Raw genomic sequence first — 18850 nt, forward strand, 5'->3', positions numbered from 1 at the left:
ATGTTTCAGTCAAGAACACATACCTGCAATGAATTGAGAATAGAGCATGTGGGCGAAACTGTGACTCTGGCCGGATGGTATGAAAATCTGCGCCGGGTCAGCAAGAATCTGGGCTTTCTGATTCTCCGGGATTTTTACGGCGAGACCCAGGTGGTCATTGAATCGGAAGAGATGATGGAGAAGATCTCCTCCGTGAACCGGGAGTCCACCATTTCCGTTACCGGTGTGGTGAGAGAGCGCTCCAGCAAAAACGCGGCTCTTCCCACGGGAGAGATCGAGGTGGTTCCGGAATCCATGGAGGTTCTCGGAAAGTGCTATTACAATGCGCTTCCCTTTGAGGTGTCCAGATCCAGGGAGGCCGATGAGAATGCCCGCCTCAGATACCGTTATCTGGATCTGAGAAATCCTGAGGTGAAAAGCAAGATCGTGATGCGTTCCCGTATTGTGGCGGAGCTTCGTCAGAGAATGATGGATCTGGGCTTTCTGGAGATCACCACTCCCATTCTGACCTGCTCTTCTCCGGAAGGTGCAAGAGATTATCTGGTGCCCTCCAGAAATCATCCGGGCAAGTTTTATGCGCTTCCTCAGGCACCACAGCAGTTCAAGCAGCTTTTAATGGCATCCGGATTTGACCGGTATTTCCAGATTGCTCCCTGCTTCCGGGATGAGGATGCGAGAGCCGACCGTTCTCCCGGTGAGTTCTATCAGCTTGACATGGAGATGGCGTTTGCTTCTCAGGAGGATGTTTTTTCTATTATCGAGCAGGTGCTTCCGCCTGTCTTTGAAAAATACGGAACTTATGACAGAGCGTCCAGGGCTCCCTTTACCAGAATCTCCTTCCGGGATTCCATGGAACGGTTCGGAACGGATAAACCGGATCTGCGGATCAGGCTGGAGCTTACGGAGGCAACCGAAGTCCTGAAGGATTGCGGCTTTGAGCCTTTTAACGGAGCCGTGATCAAGGCAGTTGTCTGCCCGGAATTTACCGAAAGCCGCAAGGTGATCGATAAGATCTGCGCCGATGTGGAGGTTCAGACAGGCAGAAAGGCATACTGGTTCAAGGCAGGAGCTGACGGCTCTCTGACCGGAGGTATCTCCAAATTCCTGGCTGAGAGAAAGGACGATGTTCTGTCGGCTCTGTCACTCAAGGGCGGCGAGCTGGTGCTTCTGGCTGCCGGAACAAGGCAGGAGGCCCAGAAGACTGCGGGTGCAGCCAGAAAGATCGTGGCCAATTATGCAGAGCGGTATATGGACAAGGAATGTTATGAATTCTGCTGGATCGTGGATTTCCCCATGTATGAGATCGGTGAAGAGTCCGGTGAGCTGGAATTCTGCCACAATCCCTTCTCCATGCCCCAGGGCGGCATGAAGGCTCTGAAGGAGCAGGATCCTCTGGAAATTTACGCATATCAGTATGATCTGGTGTGCAACGGCATTGAGCTTTCCTCCGGCGCCGTGAGAAATCATGACCCGGAAATCATGATAGAGGCCTTCCGCCTGGTGGGACTGGGCGAGGAGGATGTAAAGGCCAAGTTCCCGGCCATGTACAACGCGTTCTGCTACGGAGCACCGCCCCATGCAGGCATTGCCCCCGGCGTGGACCGCATGGTCATGCTGCTGGCCGGTGAGGATTCTATCCGCGAGGTCATTCCGTTCCCCATGAACAAGAATGCCCAGGATATCATGATGGGAGCGCCTTCCGAGGTGAGCCCGAAGCAGCTGGAAGATGTGCATATTAAACTGGATATAAAAGAATAAGAGCATCAGCAGGAGGGAAAACATGTATTCATTTGACGAAGTAATGAACTATGACCCTGAGATCGCGGAAGCCATGCAGGACGAGCTTACACGTCAGAGGAGCCATCTGGAGCTCATCGCTTCCGAGAATCTGGTAAGCAAGGCTGTCATGGCAGCCATGGGAAGCATTCTGACCAATAAATACGCCGAGGGCTATCCCGGAAAACGGTACTATGGCGGCTGCGAGTACGTGGATGTGGTAGAGGATCTGGCAAGAGAGCGTGCCAAAAAGCTCTTTGGCTGCGAGTATGTGAACGTACAGCCCCATTCCGGCGCCCAGGCCAATATGGCAGTTCAGTTTGCGATCCTGAAGCCCGGCGATACTATGATGGGCATGAATCTTGCCCACGGCGGCCATCTGACCCACGGAAGCCCCGCCAATATGTCCGGCGCTTATTTCAACATTGTCCCCTACGGGGTAAATGACGACGGCGTGATCGATTATGAGGAGGTGCGCCGCATTGCCCATGAGTGCAGGCCGAAGCTGATCGTGGCAGGTGCCAGCGCCTATGCAAGAGAGATCAATTTCAAGGTGTTCCGCGAGATCGCCGATGAGGTCGGCGCATATCTCATGGTGGATATGGCACATATTGCCGGTCTTGTTGCGGCAGGACTTCATATGAGCCCCATTCCCTATGCCCATGTGACCACCACCACGACTCACAAGACCCTGCGCGGTCCCAGAGGCGGCATGATCCTTTCCAGCAATGAAATGCAGGAGAAGTTCAATTTCAACAAGGCAATTTTCCCCGGTATTCAGGGCGGCCCTCTGATGCATGTGATCGCTGCAAAAGCAGTGTGCTTTAAGGAAGCGCTGGATCCCAGCTTTAAGACATACATGGCTCAGACCAAGACAAACGCTGCAAAGCTGGCCTGCGAGCTGCAGAAGAGAGGCTTCGACATCGTTTCCGGAGGCACGGACAATCATCTGATGCTGGTGGATCTCCGCCCTGTCGGTGTTACCGGCAAGGCAGCTGAAAAGCTTCTGGATGCGGCCAATATTACCTGCAACAAGAACGCGATCCCCAATGATCCGGAGAAGCCCTTCGTGACCAGCGGTATCCGCCTCGGCACTCCTGCCGTCACAAGCCGCGGCCTTGTGGAGGCTGACATGGAGATCATTGCGGAAGCCATCCGCCTGGTCATCACCCAGGACGAGGCCAACACCGCAAAGGCAAAGGCCATGGTGAAGGAACTGACAGACAGATATCCTTTATATTGATCGGACCATCAGAACGCCGCAGAGGGGAGGAAACCCGGCGGCGTTCCTTTTCTGAGGAGGAAAATCATGTTATTTGTAGAATACCCCAAATGCAGCACATGCCAAAAGGCAAAAAGGTGGCTGGAGGAACGGAATGTCTCTTTCACTGATCGTCATATCGTGGAGGAGAATCCTACGGCCGAGGAGCTTAAGGCCTGGAAGGAGAAAGGCGGCCTGGAGCTCCGGAAATTTTTCAATACCAGCGGATTAAAATACCGGGAGCTGGGGCTTAAGGATAAGCTGGCGGACATGAGCGAGGAGGAGCAGTATGCCCTTCTGGCCTCCGACGGAATGCTGGTCAGGAGACCGGTTCTTGTGGGAGATGATTTTGTCCTGACGGGCTTTCGGGAGAAGGAATGGCAGGCAGCCCTTGATCGAACCAATTCTTAATCTTTTCCGAATCTTTCCGGCCTGCGGTTGACAATGAACCCGGCAAATCGGTATAATGGAACAGACGACAAAAAAATGATGCGGAGCATTCCAATCTATTAGAGATGATGCGGATCACTCCGTTTTGATAAAGGATTCGAGGAGATATTATGAAATTACGTATGAAACGCTTTCTGTCGCTTTTGCTGGTGTGCGGTATGCTGGCTGCAGGCCTTTCCCTGACGGCTTTCGCCACAGGCGGGACCGGTGATGCCACCCTCGCTTCTCTGGAAGTGTCCCCGGGCACTCTTTCGCCGGAGTTTTCGCCCAGTACGTATGAGTACCGGGTGGAGGTGAGCGCCGAATGTGATAAACTTCTTGTCAATGCACAGACCACCGACAGCGGTGCAAAGATGGTCATTGCAGGAAATTCCGGTCTGAAAATGGGTGAGAATCCGGTAATCATCAGCGTGACGGCGGCAGATGGTGTGACAACGGCAAAATATACCATCCGCGTGGTACGGGGGGCCAGCGAGTCCCAGACCGCAGCGCAGACCGCCGGAAACCAGATCCCCAGCAGTCCTCTGATCGTGGGAACGACAGCAGCCAATGCTCCGTCGGAAACCGGGAGCACACAGAGCACTGAGGCGGAGACACAGAGCGGCGAAGAGGGAACCCAGAGTGGTGAAGCCGGAACGCAGGACGGCACAGAGGCGCAGAACAGCGGGGCTTCTCCGGCAGGTACAGTCGTACTCGGCGGAAGGAGCTATACCATAGAGACTCCTGCTGAGGAGCTTGTACCTTCAGGCTTTACTCCTGCGGATATTACCATCGGAGGCCAGACAGTGAGCGGCTGGATGTTTCCGTCCTCCTATGATGCCGATGGCTTTTATCTGATCTACGGCACAAATCAAGAGGGAAAGACCAGTTTCTTTATTTACGACCAGAGTGAAGGTACGGTCATTTCTGCCCCCTCCGGCCTTGTTACCATGGGACAGGAAAATCAGATTTCCCAGAGCAAGCTCCAGACAGCCCAGGATTCCTACCAGAAATCCATGCGGATCCGAATGATGATCATCATCGGACTGGCTGTGCTGTGCTTCATTTTACTGATCGCTCTCACAGCCTCCATGACCAGAAAGCGTCACGATCAGGAAGGCGGGCATGATGAGTATGATGAGTATGACGACGGCCCTTCCGGCGATGAAGAGGACGAGCCTTTTGATGATGAGGATTACGAGGATGAGTCCTATGACGGCGAAGCTTATGGTGAAGCCTATGAGGATGACGATTATTATGATTTAGACGGCGAGGATGAGGAAGCAGAGGCACATATGTGGGCGTCCACAGAGGACCATGCCGCGGAATATGAAGAGGAACCAGTGATACCGGAAGAAGAGCCGGAATATGAGGACGATGATCTGAAGCCTGTGGCAGCAGAGCCGGAGTACGAGGACGATGATCTGGAGCCTGTGGCAGCAGAGCCGGAGTACGAGGACGATGATCTGGAGCCTGCGGCAGCAGAGCCGGAGTACGAGGACGATGATCTGGAGCCTGTGGCAGCAGAGCCGGAGTACGAAGAGGATGATCTGGATTCAGACTTTGATTTGCTGGAAGCGCTCCTGTCTGATTCCGTTCCCGGCGGCCGGGTAGACGGCGGTGAGAAGCCGATCAATCCGGTGAGACAGCTTGCTGCAGAGAAACCGTACAATCCTGTAAGGGAGTCCGGCGCGGCGAAGTCGGCCGGACTGTCAGAGCAGCCTGTGAAGGAGAAGGCGGCCAGCCGCTCAGAGCAGCCTGTGAAGGAGAAAGCGGCTAGCCGCTCAGGGCAGCCTGCAAAGGAAAAGCAGGTCCGTCCGACGAGACAGTCTGCTGTCTCTGATGAGGTTCTGGATCTGGATGATGACGACGATTTTGAGATCCTGGATTTGTAGGAATCCGTATACAGGTTAAACAACAGATGATGTTGGATGGGAGTGTTGCACAATGATCTGAAATCAGAATGATTTCAGGTCAGTAGCAACGCTTCTTTGTTTGGATAGAAAAGGGAGCTGCTGCTCTGTAGAGAATAGCTGGATTGTACAGTTGCAGCAGGGGAAAGGTTAAAATGCAGCGGTAGTCCTGCGCTGGAATCGCTCTCTACTTTTGCGACCCTCTTATTCTCACTCTTATTTTTACTGTGTTACGACGGTTGACAAATGAATCCTGCGGTGTTATAATTACATTCGCTGGTACACTTTAAAGCGCTAAAGTATATAAACAGTGACAGAAGCGAGGGAGACAAAGATGACATCAAGAAAAGGAAATCTGATGAGCGTCAGGGACGATGTGAAGGTCCTGGATGCGACGGTCAGGGACGGCGGTCTCTGCAATAACTTTGAATTTACCGACGAGTTCGTAAGAGAGCTCTATAAAACCAATATCAAGAGCGGTGTAGACTATATGGAGTTCGGTTATAAGGCCAGCAGAACCCTGTTCAATGAAAAGGATTACGGAAAATGGAAATTCTGCAAGGAGGAAGACATCCGTGCCATCGTAGGAGAAAATGTTTCCGATATGAAGATTTCTGTGATGGCAGATGTGGGACGGTGTGATTTCAGAACGGATTTTCTTCCCAAGAGTGAGAGTGTCATTGACATGGTGCGGGTAGCCTGCTATGTACATCAGATTCCGGCGGCCATTGAGATGATCGAGTACCTCCATGATCTGGGCTATGAGACCACCTGCAATATTATGGCCATTTCTCAGGCTAACTTGAATCAGGTGGAGGAAGCGCTGGCCATGATCTGTGAATCCAGCGTGGATGTGATCTATCTGGTGGACAGCTATGGGTCTCTCTATCCGGAGAATGCCTCCGTTCTTGCCAAGACCTTCCTGGCAGCGGCGGAAAATTCCGGCAAGCAGGTGGGCTTCCATGGACATAACAACCAGAATCTTGCATTTGCCAACACCATTGAGACCATGTCCTATGGCATTTCCTATCTGGATGCGACAGCACAGGGAATGGGGCGGGGGGCAGGCAACTGCGCCATGGAGCTTCTGCTGGGCTTCTTAAAGAATCCCAAATACAATCTGTACAGCCTGCTGATCTTTATTGAAAAGTATATGCTTCCGCTGCGGGAGCAGGGAGTGGTTTGGGGCTTTGATCTTCAGTATATGTTCACCGGCCAGTTAAACCGACATCCCAGAGAGGCCATGCAGTTTACGGCAGAGAAACGGAAAGATTACTGCGAGTTTTACAAAGGACTTCTTGATAATTTCTAAAGAAACAAGAGGGAGCTTCGTCCCAGGACTGGCGGATGATTCAGTTTGGGAGCGGGGCTCCTCTTTTTGAGCCTATTTGTCAAGTGTTTTAAACAAGCGAGCGCAAAAGACAATCTAGTCTGCCGACCTGCGGTGGGGCATTACCCCGCCAAGCATGATTCCTTTCCGATATTCATCCCACATCCGTCCCCAGCTCCTTCCACTTGCAATCTGTCCAGCTCTGTGCTATTATACGTATAACAAATATAACGAAAGAAGTTGGGTGAGAATATGATAATCAATATAGATTTTAACAGTGACGAAGCCTTCTATATCCAGCTGAGAAACCAGATCATCGTCGGTATCGCCACTGACGCCATACGGGAGGGAGATGTGCTCCCTTCAGTGCGGAGTCTGGCTGAAACCATTGGAATCAACATGCATACAGTAAATAAGGCGTACTCGGTTCTGAAGCAGGAAGGCTTTGTGAAGCTGGACAGGCGAAAGGGAGCCGTCATTGCCGTGGATTTTGATAAGATACAGGCGATTGAGGAGCTGATGTCCGGAATGCAGGTGCTGTTGGCAAAGGCGGCCTGTCAGGATATCAGCCGCGAGGAGATTCACGGCCTGGTCGATTCCATAATGGATCAGTTCGAGGGTCCGTGCAGGAAAGGAGAATGAGATACGGCCATGTTATGTGAGAAGTGTAAGATCAGAGAAGCAAATATTCGTTATACAGAGGTCATCGGAGGTGTGAAGACAGAGCACAATCTGTGCAGCCACTGCGCCAGGGAGATGGATTTCGGCCATTACAGTGCGGTATTTGACACCGATTACCCCATCGGGAAGCTTTTGGCAGATTTGTTTGGCCTGGATTCCGATACAAAGGAGAGCGAGGAGCTGGCCATGAATCAGGTGGTATGCCCCACCTGTCATACGGCCTACAGCGATTTTGTGAAGAACAGCCGGTTCGGCTGTCCCGACTGTTACCGGGTCTTTGACCTTCTGATGAGTGAAAATATCAAAAAGGTCCAGGGAAACGATACCCACACCGGGAAGCGTCCCCTTTACAGTCATGGAATGGCTGAGACAAAAGAGGAGGATGGCCGGGAGAAGCTGGAGAGGAGCATTGAGCTTTTGAGCTCCAGGCTTAAGGAAGCGGTACAGGAAGAGGAATACGAGGCGGCAGCCCGCTACCGCGACGAGATCAGGGAACTGAAGGAGAGATTGAATGAGTATGCTTAAATGGTATCAGGATACGGAAAATCAGCACGATGTGTTTCTGGCGTCCCGGATCCGTCTGGTACGGAATCTGGAGCATTATCCCTTTCCGGAGAAGCTGTCCGAGGAGGACAGTAAGGAGCTGGTTGGAAAACTGGAGAACGGACTTCAGGGAATCGGCGAGGCAGACGGACGGAGCTTTCTGACGGTCCCCCTGTCTTCTCTGGATGGCGTGGAAAAGGACGCCCTCAGAGAGCGCCGGGCCATCAACGGGGCCGGAGCTGAGAAGAAAGGCTCCCAGAGTCTGCTTCTGTCGGAAGATGAGGCGGTCAGCATCACTCTGGCGGGAGAGGATCATCTGCGGATCCAGTGCATGTCCGGCCGGGCAGAGCTTGGAAAGCTCTGGGAGGAGGCAGGGAGGCTGGATGATTATGTCAACGAGCGGTTTGATTATGCCTTTCATGAAAAATACGGGTATCTGACGGCTTATCCCACCAATGTGGGGACAGGACTTCGGGCGGCGGTGACACTGCATCTTCCCATGTTAAGCGCCGGGAAGCAGTTCACCAAGCTGGTCAATGAGATCAGCCGGTTCGGGGTGACCGTCCGGGGGATTTACGGAGAAGGCAATGAAAATTTCGGAGCACTTTATGAGGTGTCCAACCAGAAGACTCTGGGAGTTACCGAGGAGGAGATCATTGCACTGGTGAAACAGATGGCAGACCGTCTTGCAGCCAGTGAGCGGAAGATCAAATCTTTGACTCTGCGGAATCACCGGCTGGATATGGAGGATGAGGTTTACAAATCCTACGGTGTTCTGCGCTATGCGAAAAAGCTGAGCTTAAAGGAAGCCATGACGTATCTGTCCCAGGTGAGAGCCGGGGAGATGGAAGGGCTTGTGCAGTTTAAGGAGCCGGTAAATATTTACGGGCTGATGATGGAAATACAGCCGGCCAACATGCAGTGCATTGCGCCGGAGGAGGATAAAAACGACCTGAAAAAGGCCAGAGCTTCTTATATCCGGAAATGCCTTCCGGAGCTGGTCTGAGACATTAATACCAGGAGGACAACGACATCATGTATAACAACAGATTTTCAGGAAAGGCTGAGGAGGCGCTTCGTCTGGCAGTGAGTATGGCCGAGGCCCTGGGACAGGGCTATGTGGGGACGGAGCACATCCTTTTGGGATTGATCCGGGAGGGCACCAGCGCAGCGGCGCAGGTCCTTGCCAATCACGGAATCGAGGAGGACCGGGTGCTGGCCCTCATAGAAAAGCTGATCGCACCGGCCTCGCCGGTTCATATGGCAGAGCCGGGCGGATATTCTCCCAGGGCTGCCAGAGTGCTGGAGGCCAGTTATCGGGAGGCCATGCAGTTTAAGTCTCCCCTCATCGGGACGGAGCATATTCTGATCGCTATGCTGAAGGACAGCGAGTGTTCCGCTGCGAGACTTCTTGCCACGATGAATGTGAACATCCAGCGGATGTATGTGGATCTTCTGGCCTCCATGGGGGCCGATACCAGTCAGGCCAAGGAGGAGCTTGACGGGAAAAGCAAAGGCCAGGGAAAGAGCACGACTCCGACTCTGGACAGCTACAGCCGGGATCTGACGGCCCTTGCCAGAGAGGGAAAGCTGGATCCGGTCATTGGCAGAGAGCATGAGATCGAACGGGTCATCCAGATCCTCAGCAGGAGGACAAAGAACAATCCCTGCCTCATCGGTGAGCCGGGAGTGGGGAAAACTGCCATCACGGAAGGGCTGGCAGGAAAGATCGTGGAGGGAAATGTGCCCGACACGGTGAAGAATAAGCGTGTGGTGACACTGGATCTGTCCGGTCTGGTGGCCGGCTCCAAATACCGGGGCGAATTTGAGGAGAGGATCAAAAATGTTCTGAAGGAAGTGCGGGCTGACGGAAACGTGCTTTTGTTCATTGATGAGATCCACACCATTATCGGTGCCGGCGGCGCTGAGGGTGCCATCGATGCCTCCAATATTTTAAAACCGTCCCTGGCAAGAGGCGAGATTCAGCTGATCGGTGCCACCACCATTGACGAGTATCGGAAATATATTGAGAAGGATGCCGCTCTGGAACGGCGGTTCCAGCCGGTGATGGTGGAGGAGCCGTCGGAGGAGGAGGCAGTTGCTATCTTAAAGGGCCTCAAGGATAAATACGAGGAGCATCATCAGGTGACGATCACCCAGGATGCCATTGAGGCGGCAGTGAAGCTGTCAGCCCGTTACATCAATGACCGGTTTCTTCCGGATAAGGCCATTGACCTCATTGATGAGGCTTCCTCCAAGGTACGGCTGACCACCTATTCAGAGCCGGAGGAGATCAAGAAGCTGACAGAAGAATACGACCGTCTGGAGGAGCAGAAGGTGGCGGCTATTCAGGCCGAGGCCTATGAGAAGGCGGGAGAGATCAAGAAAAAGCAGCAGAAGAAAAAGGAGCGGAAGGAAAAGCTCCTGGAAAAATGGGAAAAGGAAAAGAACGGAAAGAAGCTCTATGTGACTGAAAATGAGATCGCGGACGTGGTGTCCGGCTGGACCAAGATCCCGGTGAAGAAGCTGTCCGAAGGTGAGGCGGAACGGCTCAGAAATCTGGAGGAAATCCTTCATGAGCGGGTCGTCGGCCAGGAGGAGGCGGTGACTGCCGTTTCCAAGGCCATCCGACGGGGCCGGGTGGGCCTCAAGGATCCCCGCCGCCCGATCGGTTCCTTCCTGTTTCTGGGCCCCACCGGCGTTGGAAAAACAGAGCTTTCCAAGGCGCTGGCGGAGGCCATGTTCGGCAGCGAAAATGCCATGATCCGGGTCGATATGTCCGAATACATGGAGAAGCACAGCGTATCCAAGATCGTCGGGTCACCGCCCGGATATGTGGGGTACGAAGAGGGCGGCCAGCTCAGCGAGAAGGTGCGCCGGAATCCCTACTCCGTGATCCTGTTTGATGAGATCGAAAAGGCTCATCCCGATGTGTTCAACATCCTTTTGCAGGTGCTGGACGACGGCCATATCACCGACGCCCAGGGTCGGAAAATCGATTTTAAAAATACCATTCTGATCATGACCTCCAATGCAGGAGCAGCCCGGATCATTGAGCCCAAGCGGCTGGGCTTCGGGGCAGTGAGCAGCGAGGCGGAGGATTATGAGTATATGAAGAACGGCGTCATGGAAGAGGTGCGCCGGATCTTCAAGCCGGAGTTTTTAAACCGGATCGACGAGACCATCGTATTCCATGCGCTGAATAAGTCCCACATGGGTGAGATCGTGGATATTATGATGAGAAATCTCTGTGCAAGGACCAGGTCCCAGATGAATATTACCCTTCTGCTGGATGAGACGGCAAAGGCATTCATCATTGAAAAGGGCTACGATCAGAAATACGGGGCCAGACCCCTTCGCCGGACCATTCAGAGCGAGGTGGAGGACCGGCTGGCCGAAGAGATTCTGGACGGTTCTGTCAAGGCCGGCGATTCGGTGACGGTAAAGGCTGAGGATGGAAAACTGAAATTTTATGTTTAAATCTCTGGAAAAAAGTCGGATTGTATACTATAATAAGGGCAACTGAAAAAGCCAGACATAAAATTTTCATTCGTATAGCAGGAGGACAGGCCATGCCAGCAGTAAAAGAATTGATTCGCACAGAGCAAAACGGAACCATCAGCTTTGGAGATTATACCCTTGATGTAAAGGCGAAGCTTCAGGATTATGAATTTGGCGGTGACATTTATAAGGTAAAGACCTATCGGGATATTACAAAGCTGGAGAGAAACGGGATGTTCGTCTACGAATCCGTTCCGGGAACAGCAGTCAATGAGTTTGAGGCGGACGATACGGGAGTGAAATTTCAGGTGGAGGGCGCAAAGGACGCTCAGATCACCCTGGAGCTTTCCGATGATTCCGAATATGATGTGAATATCGGCGGAGAGGATGCCGGTGTCATGAAAACGAATATGAGCGGAAAGCTGACCCTCAGCGTGGAGCTTTCTGAGGGAGCTTCAGCTGCTGTGGAGATCAGAAAGAGATAAGGCAGAGAGACTGAAATTTGAGAATCTGAAGACGACGGGCTGCTGCGGGGCTTATATAAGCCTGCGGCAGCCCAGCTTTTATGAGGAAAGGTTGCAATGGCAAAAGCGAGAACGACTGCATTTTTCTGTAAAGAATGCGGCTATGAGACATCAAAATGGCTGGGGCAGTGCCCAGGCTGCCGTCAGTGGAATACGCTCGTCGAGGCACCGGTACGGAAGGCGGCAACGGCAGCGGGAAGACTTGCCATGACAGGAGCATCGGTGAAGGTCGGAGCCGGTGCAGGGGTTGTCGGCGGAGAAAAACGTCCCAAAAGACTGTCGGAAATTGAAGCCTCCGGGGAACATCGGGTAACCACCGGGCTGGAGGAGCTGGACCGGGTGCTGGGCGGAGGCCTGGTGGGCGGTTCTCTCATCCTGGTGGGCGGAGATCCGGGCATCGGAAAATCGACCCTGCTTTTGCAGGTATGCCGGAATCTGGCCGGAAACGGACACCGGGTCCTTTATATTTCCGGAGAGGAATCCTTAAGTCAGATCAAGCTGAGGGCGGAGCGGCTGGGAGAATTTTCCGGGGAGCTATCCTTTTTATGTGAGACCAACCTGGATCTGATCTCTGAGGTGCTGGTGGAGGAGAAACCGGAAGCCGTGGTTATCGACTCCATCCAGACCATGTACCGGGAAGAAGCGGGAAGCGCACCCGGCAGCGTGGGGCAGGTGCGGGAATCCACCAATACGCTGCTGCAGCTGGCCAAGGGCTGCAATATCACCATTTTCATTGTGGGCCATGTGACCAAGGAAGGAACGGTGGCGGGACCGCGGATGCTGGAGCATATGGTGGATACGGTGTTGTATTTCGAAGGAGAAAAGAATGCCCCTTACCGGATCCTGAGGGGCGTAAAGAACCGATTCGGCTCCACCAATGAAATCGGTGTTTTTGAAATGCGAAATGACGGTCTGTCAGAGGTGAAAAATCCCTCGGAATACATGCTGAGCGGAAAGCCGGAGGGAGCTTCCGGCTCTGTCACAGCCTGTTCCATGGAGGGAACGCGTCCCATGCTTCTGGAGATCCAGGCCCTTGTGTGCCGGACCAATTTTGGCATGCCGAGAAGGACGGCGGCGGGAACTGATTACAACCGGGTGAATCTGCTCATTGCCGTGCTGGAAAAACGGGCGGGGCTGCACCTGTCCGACTGTGACGCCTATGTGAATATTGCAGGAGGGATCCGGGTCAATGAGCCCTCGCTGGATCTGGGCATTGTCATGGCCCTGGCTTCCAGCCACCGGGATGTCCCCGTGGATGATAAAATGATGGTATTTGGAGAAGTCGGGCTCTCCGGGGAGGTACGGGCTGTCAGCATGGCGGAAAAGCGGGTGCAGGAGGCCGCAAAGCTGGGCTTTACCACCTGTGTGCTTCCGAGAGTATGCCTGAGCAGGATACCGAAGGCACCGGAAAATCTGAAGCTCATCGGTGTGGGCAATGTCCGGGAGGCCATTGATCTCATCGGACGGTAGAAAGCTGCCCGGAGATATATGCTTTTACAGCTTCAGAAAAGCCAGAAGGATCAGAAGGAGACCGCCCAGCCAGTCAAAGCGGCAGCTGCTTCGGAGAGATAAGCGCTGTCCCAGGAAGCTTCCCGCCAGAATGGCTCCGATACCGAGAAGAAAGGACACAGTGAGTGTCGGAAGAAACCAGGAGGGAGCGATGCCGGCTCCGATACCGGCTCCCAGACTGTCAACAGACAGGGCGGCACCGAGAGGCAGGGCCTCCAGTGGGGACAGCCGGTCGTCCCGGTTTTTGTCGGCGGCCTCGGCGCGGCCTTTGGCGGAGGAATCAAGAAGCTTGAAAACACCAAGCAGAAACAGAATGAGAAAGCGGAAGGCGGCGGCCGGCTTTTCGGGGAGAAGGCCGTGGAGAAACCGTCCCGCAAGCAGGGATACAGACAGGGAAAGAACGGATAAACAGGTCAGGATCAATATGGAGGAAAGGGGGAGCCTGGTCCGGTTTAGGCCGTAAGAAAAAGAGACGGCGAACGCATCCACGGAGAGCGCCGCCGCCAGAATGATAATTTCCAGAAAAATCTCAGTCATGATAGAACACCGGAGCTGTCGTTTGCTTGTATAATATTCGCCAAAGCAGTCTCCGGTGCATGGGAGCTTCGGATTACTCCGGCAGCTCCACCAGTGCACAGCAGTTGGGCTGGTCAATGCGCAGCGGTGCTGTGTGCATGTAGAAATAATTCTTTTCCGGCACCCAGGTAAAGAAGGTCATGGTGCTGGTTTCATGGTTGACCGAGTAGAGATATTTTCCTCCGGGCATCATGCCGATGTCCTTGGGATATTCGCCGCTGATGGGAAGAACGACCCTCTGGGTGAGAATTCCGGTGGTTTCATCCCGGTCATAGATGCCGATGCTGTTGTCGCCTGCGTTGGAGCAGAGAACCAGCTTTCCGTCCTGGCCAAAGCGGAGGGCCGCTGCTGCGTTCACATTGCTGTGCTTTTTCCCGACAGTGGAAATGGTCTGCAGAAGCTCAAATTTGGGATATCCGTCACTTCCGTCGTAGGAGTAGACGGAAAGATAATTTTTAAGCTCGGAGATCACATACATGAATCTTCCATCCGGTGAGAACCGGAGAAAACGGGGAGCCGATTCCAGCTCACAGCGGATGGCGTCCACCAGCTTGATCCGTCCCGTTTCCCTGTTAAAACGGAAAATTTTGATCTGATCGATTCCCAGATTGGCGGCACAGAGAAATTTTTCATCGGGGGTCAGCCGGGAACAGCTGATATGGGGACGGAAATTCCGCTCGGCAATGCTGCCGATCCCCTTGTCATAAAAACCGTCGGTGATCTCGCCCACGCTGCCGTCCTCATTCATGCGGAGCACCGTCACCTTACCGTCATGGTAACCGGATACAAACATATACTGATTGGCATGATCGGTGGAAATGTGGCATCCCCTCATGCCTCGGATGGAAGCCTTTCCCATGCGCTCCAGATCGCCGCCAGGCAGGATCCGGAAGCTGACGATGCCGTCGTCGGCGATGGAATAGAGCCATCTGCCGTCCCGGGAGGCGGAAACGTAGGAGGCGTTGTTGACACGGACCTCCTTTTTCTTTTTCATGGTACCGTTTTCTGTATCCACATCAAGAATGGTGATGCCTTTGCTGTTGCCGATATATGTGTAAGAACCTACGTATGCTGCATACTTCTTTCCCAAAATAAATCCTCCTGTCCGGTCTTTTTCATCATCATATCATATCGGAAAAGCTTTGTTAAGTCCTGTCCTGCGAAAGATTTTCCGCGTTTCTCCGAAAAAGTGACGAAAATGTCACCGAAAATGTCACCGAGCTGTCATTTTGGTCTGGTATTCTGGAATCAGACAAAAACAGTTATCCCCTGTTATAAGAAAGGAAGAAAATCATATGGAAGTTTTGAGGGTGGAGAATCTGTGCAAAACCTATGGTACCGGAGATACCCGCGTGGATGCGTTAAAGGATGTATCATTTTCTGTGGATAAGGGAGAATTTGTGGCGATCATCGGGCCGTCCGGCTCCGGAAAATCGACCCTTCTGCATATTTTGGGCGGAGTTGACAGGCCCACCTCGGGCCGGGTCATCATCGACGGTACACCGATTTATGAACTGAACGAAACGAAGCTTGCCATTTTCCGGCGTCGTCAGATCGGGCTTATTTATCAGTTTTACAATCTGCTGCCGGTGCTCAACGTGAAGGAAAATCTTACCCTTCCCCTGCTCCTGGACGGGCAGAAGCCGGATGAGGAGCATCTAAAGGAGCTGACGGGGGTTCTGGGACTGTCCGACCGTATTTCCCATCTGCCCAACCAGCTTTCCGGAGGACAGCAGCAGCGTGTCTCCATCGGCCGGGCTCTCATCAATCATCCAGCCATCGTGCTGGCCGACGAGCCTACGGGAAATCTGGATTCCAAAAACAGCGCCGAGATCGTGGAGCTCCTGAAGAGGTCCAATTTAAAGTACCAGCAGACCCTGATCATCATTACTCATGACGAGCGGATCGCCCTCCAGGCAGACCGGGTGATCTCCATTGAGGACGGACAGATCTCCGGCGACAAATGGCAGACGGGCAGACAGAGCCGGGCCAGAGAGACTGACTGGAACCGGGAGGTGTGACCATGGATATCGTCAGCAGAGTGACAGTCAGGCATTTAAAGGAGAACAAAAAGAGAACTATTGTTACCATTCTTGGAATTATGCTGTCGGTGGCGCTTATCATGGCAATTTCCGCCTTTGCCGAGTCCTTTCTGGATATGATGCGCCAGTCGTCTATTGCCTGCGACGGGGAATGGCATGTGAGATTCGAGGACGTGCCGGCGGAAAAACTGCCGGAGATCAGTGGGGATGAGGCTGTGAAAAAGACCCTTGTCAGCAGAAGTATCGGAAATTCCCGTCTGGAAAACTGTGCCAATGAGGCAAAGCCATACCTTTATATCAAGGCCTACAATAAGGAGGCCATGGAGGAATACCCTACGACCCTCCTTGAGGGAAGATATCCTCAGGCGGAGGATGAGATCCTTTTGCCGGAGCACCTGGAGACGAACGGCGGCATCCACTGGAAGGTGGGGGATGTGATCACCGTGAATCCGGGAAAACGGATGATACAGGATGATAACGGGGAACCAATGGAGGCTCCGTATTATTATCCTTATTTTGAAGGGGAGGAAACGCTGGAGGAGAACGAAGAAAAAACCTATACGGTGGTGGGAATCATGGAGCGGCCCGTATTTGAGTCCTATAATCAGGGTTCCTATACGGCGATCACCTGGCTGGATGAGGCAGCTCTTTCGCCGGAGGAGCAGGTGACGGCAGCCGTCCAGATGGAAAAGCTTTCCAATGAGCTGTATGCCTGGGGAGATCAGAAGGCGCAGGAGCTGGAGGTTTCCCATACCTTCAATACGGAGCTTCTCAGCTATTATCTGCTGTCCGGCAATAGGATGGTGGTATCCATGCTGAACACTGTCAAATGGGTGATGATGCTCATCGTGGCGGGAGGCTCTGCGGCGGTGATCTACAGCTCCTTCTCCATATCTGTTTCGGAGAGAAGCCGGTATCTGGGAATGCTTGCCAGCGTAGGCGCGACAAGAAAGCAGAAGCGGCGCTCTGTCTTCACGGAGGCTGCCCTGTTAGGCAGCATCGGGATTCCCCTGGGGCTTCTGCTGGGCTATACAGGTGTCTGGGTGACGACCCTCTGCATTCGGGGACTGGTGACAAAGGTACTGAAGATGGAGGGAGTCACCATGCGGGTCATCCTTTCCTGGCCCGGAATTCTTGGAGCTGTCCTTCTGGCAGCGGTTACGATTTTTATCTCCGCCTGGATACCCGCCAGACGGGCGTCCAGGATCACCCCGGTGGAGGCCATCCGCCAGAACCGGGATATTAAACTCACCTCCAGGCAGGTGAAGACCTCAAGACTTACAAGGGCCGTGTTCGGCTTCGAGGGTGAACTGGCTTTAAAAAATCTGAAGCGAAACAAAAAGAGGTATCGGGCAACGGTCATTTCTCTGGTGTTCTGTCTGGTCCTCTATCTGAGTGTGGCATCCTTTACGGCCTATCTAAGAGGCGCCTACCGGATGGAGATCGGCCTGGATTCGGTAAATGAACCGGACATCAGTGTATATCTTTATGCTTCGTCTGACGAAGAGCTGAAGGAACGGACAGAAGAGATCCTGGAGCTGGATCACATTACCGGGACCAGTGTTCAGCGTCAGACGGGAATCTACAGCTATCTGAAGGATGGAAGCTGTCTTTCTGACAGCACCAGAGAGCTGTTGGAACGATACGGAAATGAAGAGCAGGAAGAAGCCGGCCAGGTTGTGGGACCTTACGGCATGAATATCGTAATCATAGGAATGGATGATGAGAGCCTGCGGGAATACGCCAGCCGCACCGGAGCTGATGAGGAGCTCCTGTTTGATCAGGAAAAAACAGGCGTGATCATTGTCAACCGGAGGCAGGATCACGAGAGAGGAAAGACTTCCTGGCAGGAGATTTTCCAGGTCGGAAAGGGAGACGTCATCGAAGCCCGTTATCCTGTCTGGGAGCTGCCGGAGGATGGCTCTGAGGATGGAGAAGCAGAGGGGACCGAAGTGCTTCTGCCCCTTGACCTGACGGTGGCAGCAGTGACGGAGGAGCTTCCTCTGGGAGGGGGTTATTATGATAATATCTATTCTGTTTCTATGTATACAACTATGGAGAACTGCATAAGGCTTGAGAAGAGCGCCTATGAAAACAGTCCGCTGGATGTACAGATCAAGCTGAATACAGACAGCCATGACGAGCTCAAAAACCAGCTGGATGACATAAGTGAAAAAAAGGAAAACATGTATGTCTACAGCCAAAAGGAGGAGATGGAGCAGGTCAATGATCTGCTGATCCTGATCAATGTATTTGTCTACGGCTTTATTATCCTGACCGCCCTCATCTGTGTCACCAGCATCTTCAACACGATCTCCACCAGTGTGGCTTTGCGCCGCAGGGAATACGCCATGCTGAAGTCGGTGGGAATGTCACCGGGCCGTTTCAGCAGGATGATCGCCTACGAAAGCATGTTTTACGGCATCAAGGCTCTTCTTTACGGCCTGCCCCTTGGAATCCTGTTCATGTATATCATATATCGGAGTATTGCAAGAGCCTTCGATATTGGCTTCTACATCCTCTGGAATCAGGTGGCAGCAGCCGTTATCAGCGTCTTCCTTGTTGTGAGCCTTACCATGTGGTATTCCTCCCGGAAGATCAAAAAGGCCAATGTGGTGGATGTGCTCAAGGATGAAAATATATAAGTCAAGACCACCGGCTTAGCCGGTGGCTTGTTCTGCCCCTATAAGGGGCTGTTGCCTGCTTGCGCCCGGAAGGCGCACTGAAAGTCTGCCAACTGCACCACATTCTCAGCTGCCCTTAAA

The 18850-nt window shown here is 53.1% G+C and carries 15 protein-coding genes; 13 read left to right on the forward strand and 2 right to left on the reverse strand.

Annotated elements, in window-relative coordinates; all coding sequences use genetic code 11:
* The 11 genes from aspS (at position 1) to radA (ending at position 13428) form a co-directional block, all read left to right on the forward strand.
* On the forward strand, positions 1 to 1758 hold the full coding sequence (aspS, locus tag QJ036_RS09290) for an aspartate--tRNA ligase (protein ID WP_283231115.1): 1758 nt from the start codon (positions 1 to 3) through the stop codon (positions 1756 to 1758).
* A gap of 22 nt (positions 1759 to 1780) precedes the next feature.
* Positions 1781 to 3019: a serine hydroxymethyltransferase gene (glyA, locus tag QJ036_RS09295; protein WP_283231116.1), complete on the forward strand. Its 1239-nt coding sequence runs from the start codon at positions 1781 to 1783 to the stop codon at positions 3017 to 3019.
* A gap of 66 nt (positions 3020 to 3085) precedes the next feature.
* Entirely contained in the window at positions 3086 to 3448 is a 363-nt protein-coding gene (locus tag QJ036_RS09300) for an arsenate reductase family protein (protein WP_283231117.1), read from the forward strand.
* A 149-nt stretch (positions 3449 to 3597) separates the two neighbouring features.
* A complete protein-coding gene (locus QJ036_RS09305; RefSeq protein WP_283231118.1) occupies positions 3598 to 5361 on the forward strand; it encodes a cadherin-like beta sandwich domain-containing protein in 1764 nt (587 codons plus the stop codon).
* Positions 5362 to 5713: 352 nt separating this feature from the next.
* On the forward strand, positions 5714 to 6691 hold the full coding sequence (locus QJ036_RS09310) for an aldolase catalytic domain-containing protein (protein WP_283231119.1): 978 nt from the start codon (positions 5714 to 5716) through the stop codon (positions 6689 to 6691).
* 270 nt (positions 6692 to 6961) lie between these two features.
* Complete coding sequence (locus QJ036_RS09315) at positions 6962 to 7351, forward strand: GntR family transcriptional regulator (RefSeq protein WP_283231120.1); 390 nt, start codon at positions 6962 to 6964, stop codon at positions 7349 to 7351.
* 9 nt (positions 7352 to 7360) lie between these two features.
* Positions 7361 to 7915 carry a UvrB/UvrC motif-containing protein gene (locus QJ036_RS09320; protein ID WP_283231121.1) on the forward strand — a complete coding sequence of 185 codons (555 nt, stop codon included), beginning with the start codon at positions 7361 to 7363 and terminating at the stop codon, positions 7913 to 7915.
* The gene (locus tag QJ036_RS09325) at positions 7902 to 8939 is read left to right on the forward strand and encodes an ATP--guanido phosphotransferase (protein WP_283231122.1); all 1038 of its coding nucleotides are present in this window, start codon (positions 7902 to 7904) and stop codon (positions 8937 to 8939) included. Before QJ036_RS09320 ends, QJ036_RS09325 begins: the two co-directional genes overlap by 14 nt.
* Positions 8940 to 8968: 29 nt before the next feature.
* On the forward strand, positions 8969 to 11413 hold the full coding sequence (locus tag QJ036_RS09330; RefSeq protein ID WP_283231123.1) for an ATP-dependent Clp protease ATP-binding subunit: 2445 nt from the start codon (positions 8969 to 8971) through the stop codon (positions 11411 to 11413).
* Between the two features lie 92 nt (positions 11414 to 11505).
* On the forward strand, positions 11506 to 11919 hold the full coding sequence (locus QJ036_RS09335) for an endosialidase (protein WP_283231124.1): 414 nt from the start codon (positions 11506 to 11508) through the stop codon (positions 11917 to 11919).
* Between the two features lie 96 nt (positions 11920 to 12015).
* The gene (gene radA, locus QJ036_RS09340) at positions 12016 to 13428 is read left to right on the forward strand and encodes a DNA repair protein RadA (RefSeq protein WP_283231125.1); all 1413 of its coding nucleotides are present in this window, start codon (positions 12016 to 12018) and stop codon (positions 13426 to 13428) included.
* 24 nt (positions 13429 to 13452) lie between these two features.
* Here the strand turns inward: radA and QJ036_RS09345 are convergent, their stop codons facing one another.
* Positions 13453 to 14004 (reverse strand): manganese efflux pump, encoded by a 552-nt coding sequence (locus QJ036_RS09345; protein WP_283231126.1) that lies wholly within the window; start codon positions 14002 to 14004, stop codon positions 13453 to 13455.
* A gap of 73 nt (positions 14005 to 14077) precedes the next feature.
* A complete protein-coding gene (locus QJ036_RS09350; RefSeq protein WP_283231127.1) occupies positions 14078 to 15133 on the reverse strand; it encodes a lactonase family protein in 1056 nt (351 codons plus the stop codon).
* A gap of 205 nt (positions 15134 to 15338) precedes the next feature.
* On the opposite strand from QJ036_RS09350, the gene QJ036_RS09355 reads away from it, so the two are divergent.
* Positions 15339 to 16064 carry an ABC transporter ATP-binding protein gene (locus QJ036_RS09355; protein WP_283231128.1) on the forward strand — a complete coding sequence of 242 codons (726 nt, stop codon included), beginning with the start codon at positions 15339 to 15341 and terminating at the stop codon, positions 16062 to 16064.
* 2 nt (positions 16065 to 16066) lie between these two features.
* Positions 16067 to 18730 (forward strand): FtsX-like permease family protein, encoded by a 2664-nt coding sequence (locus QJ036_RS09360; RefSeq protein ID WP_283231129.1) that lies wholly within the window; start codon positions 16067 to 16069, stop codon positions 18728 to 18730.
* The last annotated feature ends 120 nt before the right edge of the window (positions 18731 to 18850 follow it).

The organism is Fusibacillus kribbianus (genome assembly GCF_030053595.1).
GTDB classification, from domain to species: Bacteria; Bacillota; Clostridia; order Lachnospirales; family Lachnospiraceae; genus Lientehia; species Lientehia kribbiana.

Coding starts and splice junctions, on each gene's coding strand:
- aspS (WP_283231115.1), top strand. CDS start 1: ATGTTTCAGTCAAGAACACATACCTGCAATGAATTGAGAATAGAGCAT.
- glyA (WP_283231116.1), top strand. CDS start 1,781: ATGTATTCATTTGACGAAGTAATGAACTATGACCCTGAGATCGCGGAA.
- QJ036_RS09300 (WP_283231117.1), top strand. CDS start 3,086: ATGTTATTTGTAGAATACCCCAAATGCAGCACATGCCAAAAGGCAAAA.
- QJ036_RS09305 (WP_283231118.1), top strand. CDS start 3,598: ATGAAATTACGTATGAAACGCTTTCTGTCGCTTTTGCTGGTGTGCGGT.
- QJ036_RS09310 (WP_283231119.1), top strand. CDS start 5,714: ATGACATCAAGAAAAGGAAATCTGATGAGCGTCAGGGACGATGTGAAG.
- QJ036_RS09315 (WP_283231120.1), top strand. CDS start 6,962: ATGATAATCAATATAGATTTTAACAGTGACGAAGCCTTCTATATCCAG.
- QJ036_RS09320 (WP_283231121.1), top strand. CDS start 7,361: ATGTTATGTGAGAAGTGTAAGATCAGAGAAGCAAATATTCGTTATACA.
- QJ036_RS09325 (WP_283231122.1), top strand. CDS start 7,902: ATGAGTATGCTTAAATGGTATCAGGATACGGAAAATCAGCACGATGTG.
- QJ036_RS09330 (WP_283231123.1), top strand. CDS start 8,969: ATGTATAACAACAGATTTTCAGGAAAGGCTGAGGAGGCGCTTCGTCTG.
- QJ036_RS09335 (WP_283231124.1), top strand. CDS start 11,506: ATGCCAGCAGTAAAAGAATTGATTCGCACAGAGCAAAACGGAACCATC.
- radA (WP_283231125.1), top strand. CDS start 12,016: ATGGCAAAAGCGAGAACGACTGCATTTTTCTGTAAAGAATGCGGCTAT.
- QJ036_RS09345 (WP_283231126.1), bottom strand. CDS start 14,004: ATGACTGAGATTTTTCTGGAAATTATCATTCTGGCGGCGGCGCTCTCC.
- QJ036_RS09355 (WP_283231128.1), top strand. CDS start 15,339: ATGGAAGTTTTGAGGGTGGAGAATCTGTGCAAAACCTATGGTACCGGA.
- QJ036_RS09360 (WP_283231129.1), top strand. CDS start 16,067: ATGGATATCGTCAGCAGAGTGACAGTCAGGCATTTAAAGGAGAACAAA.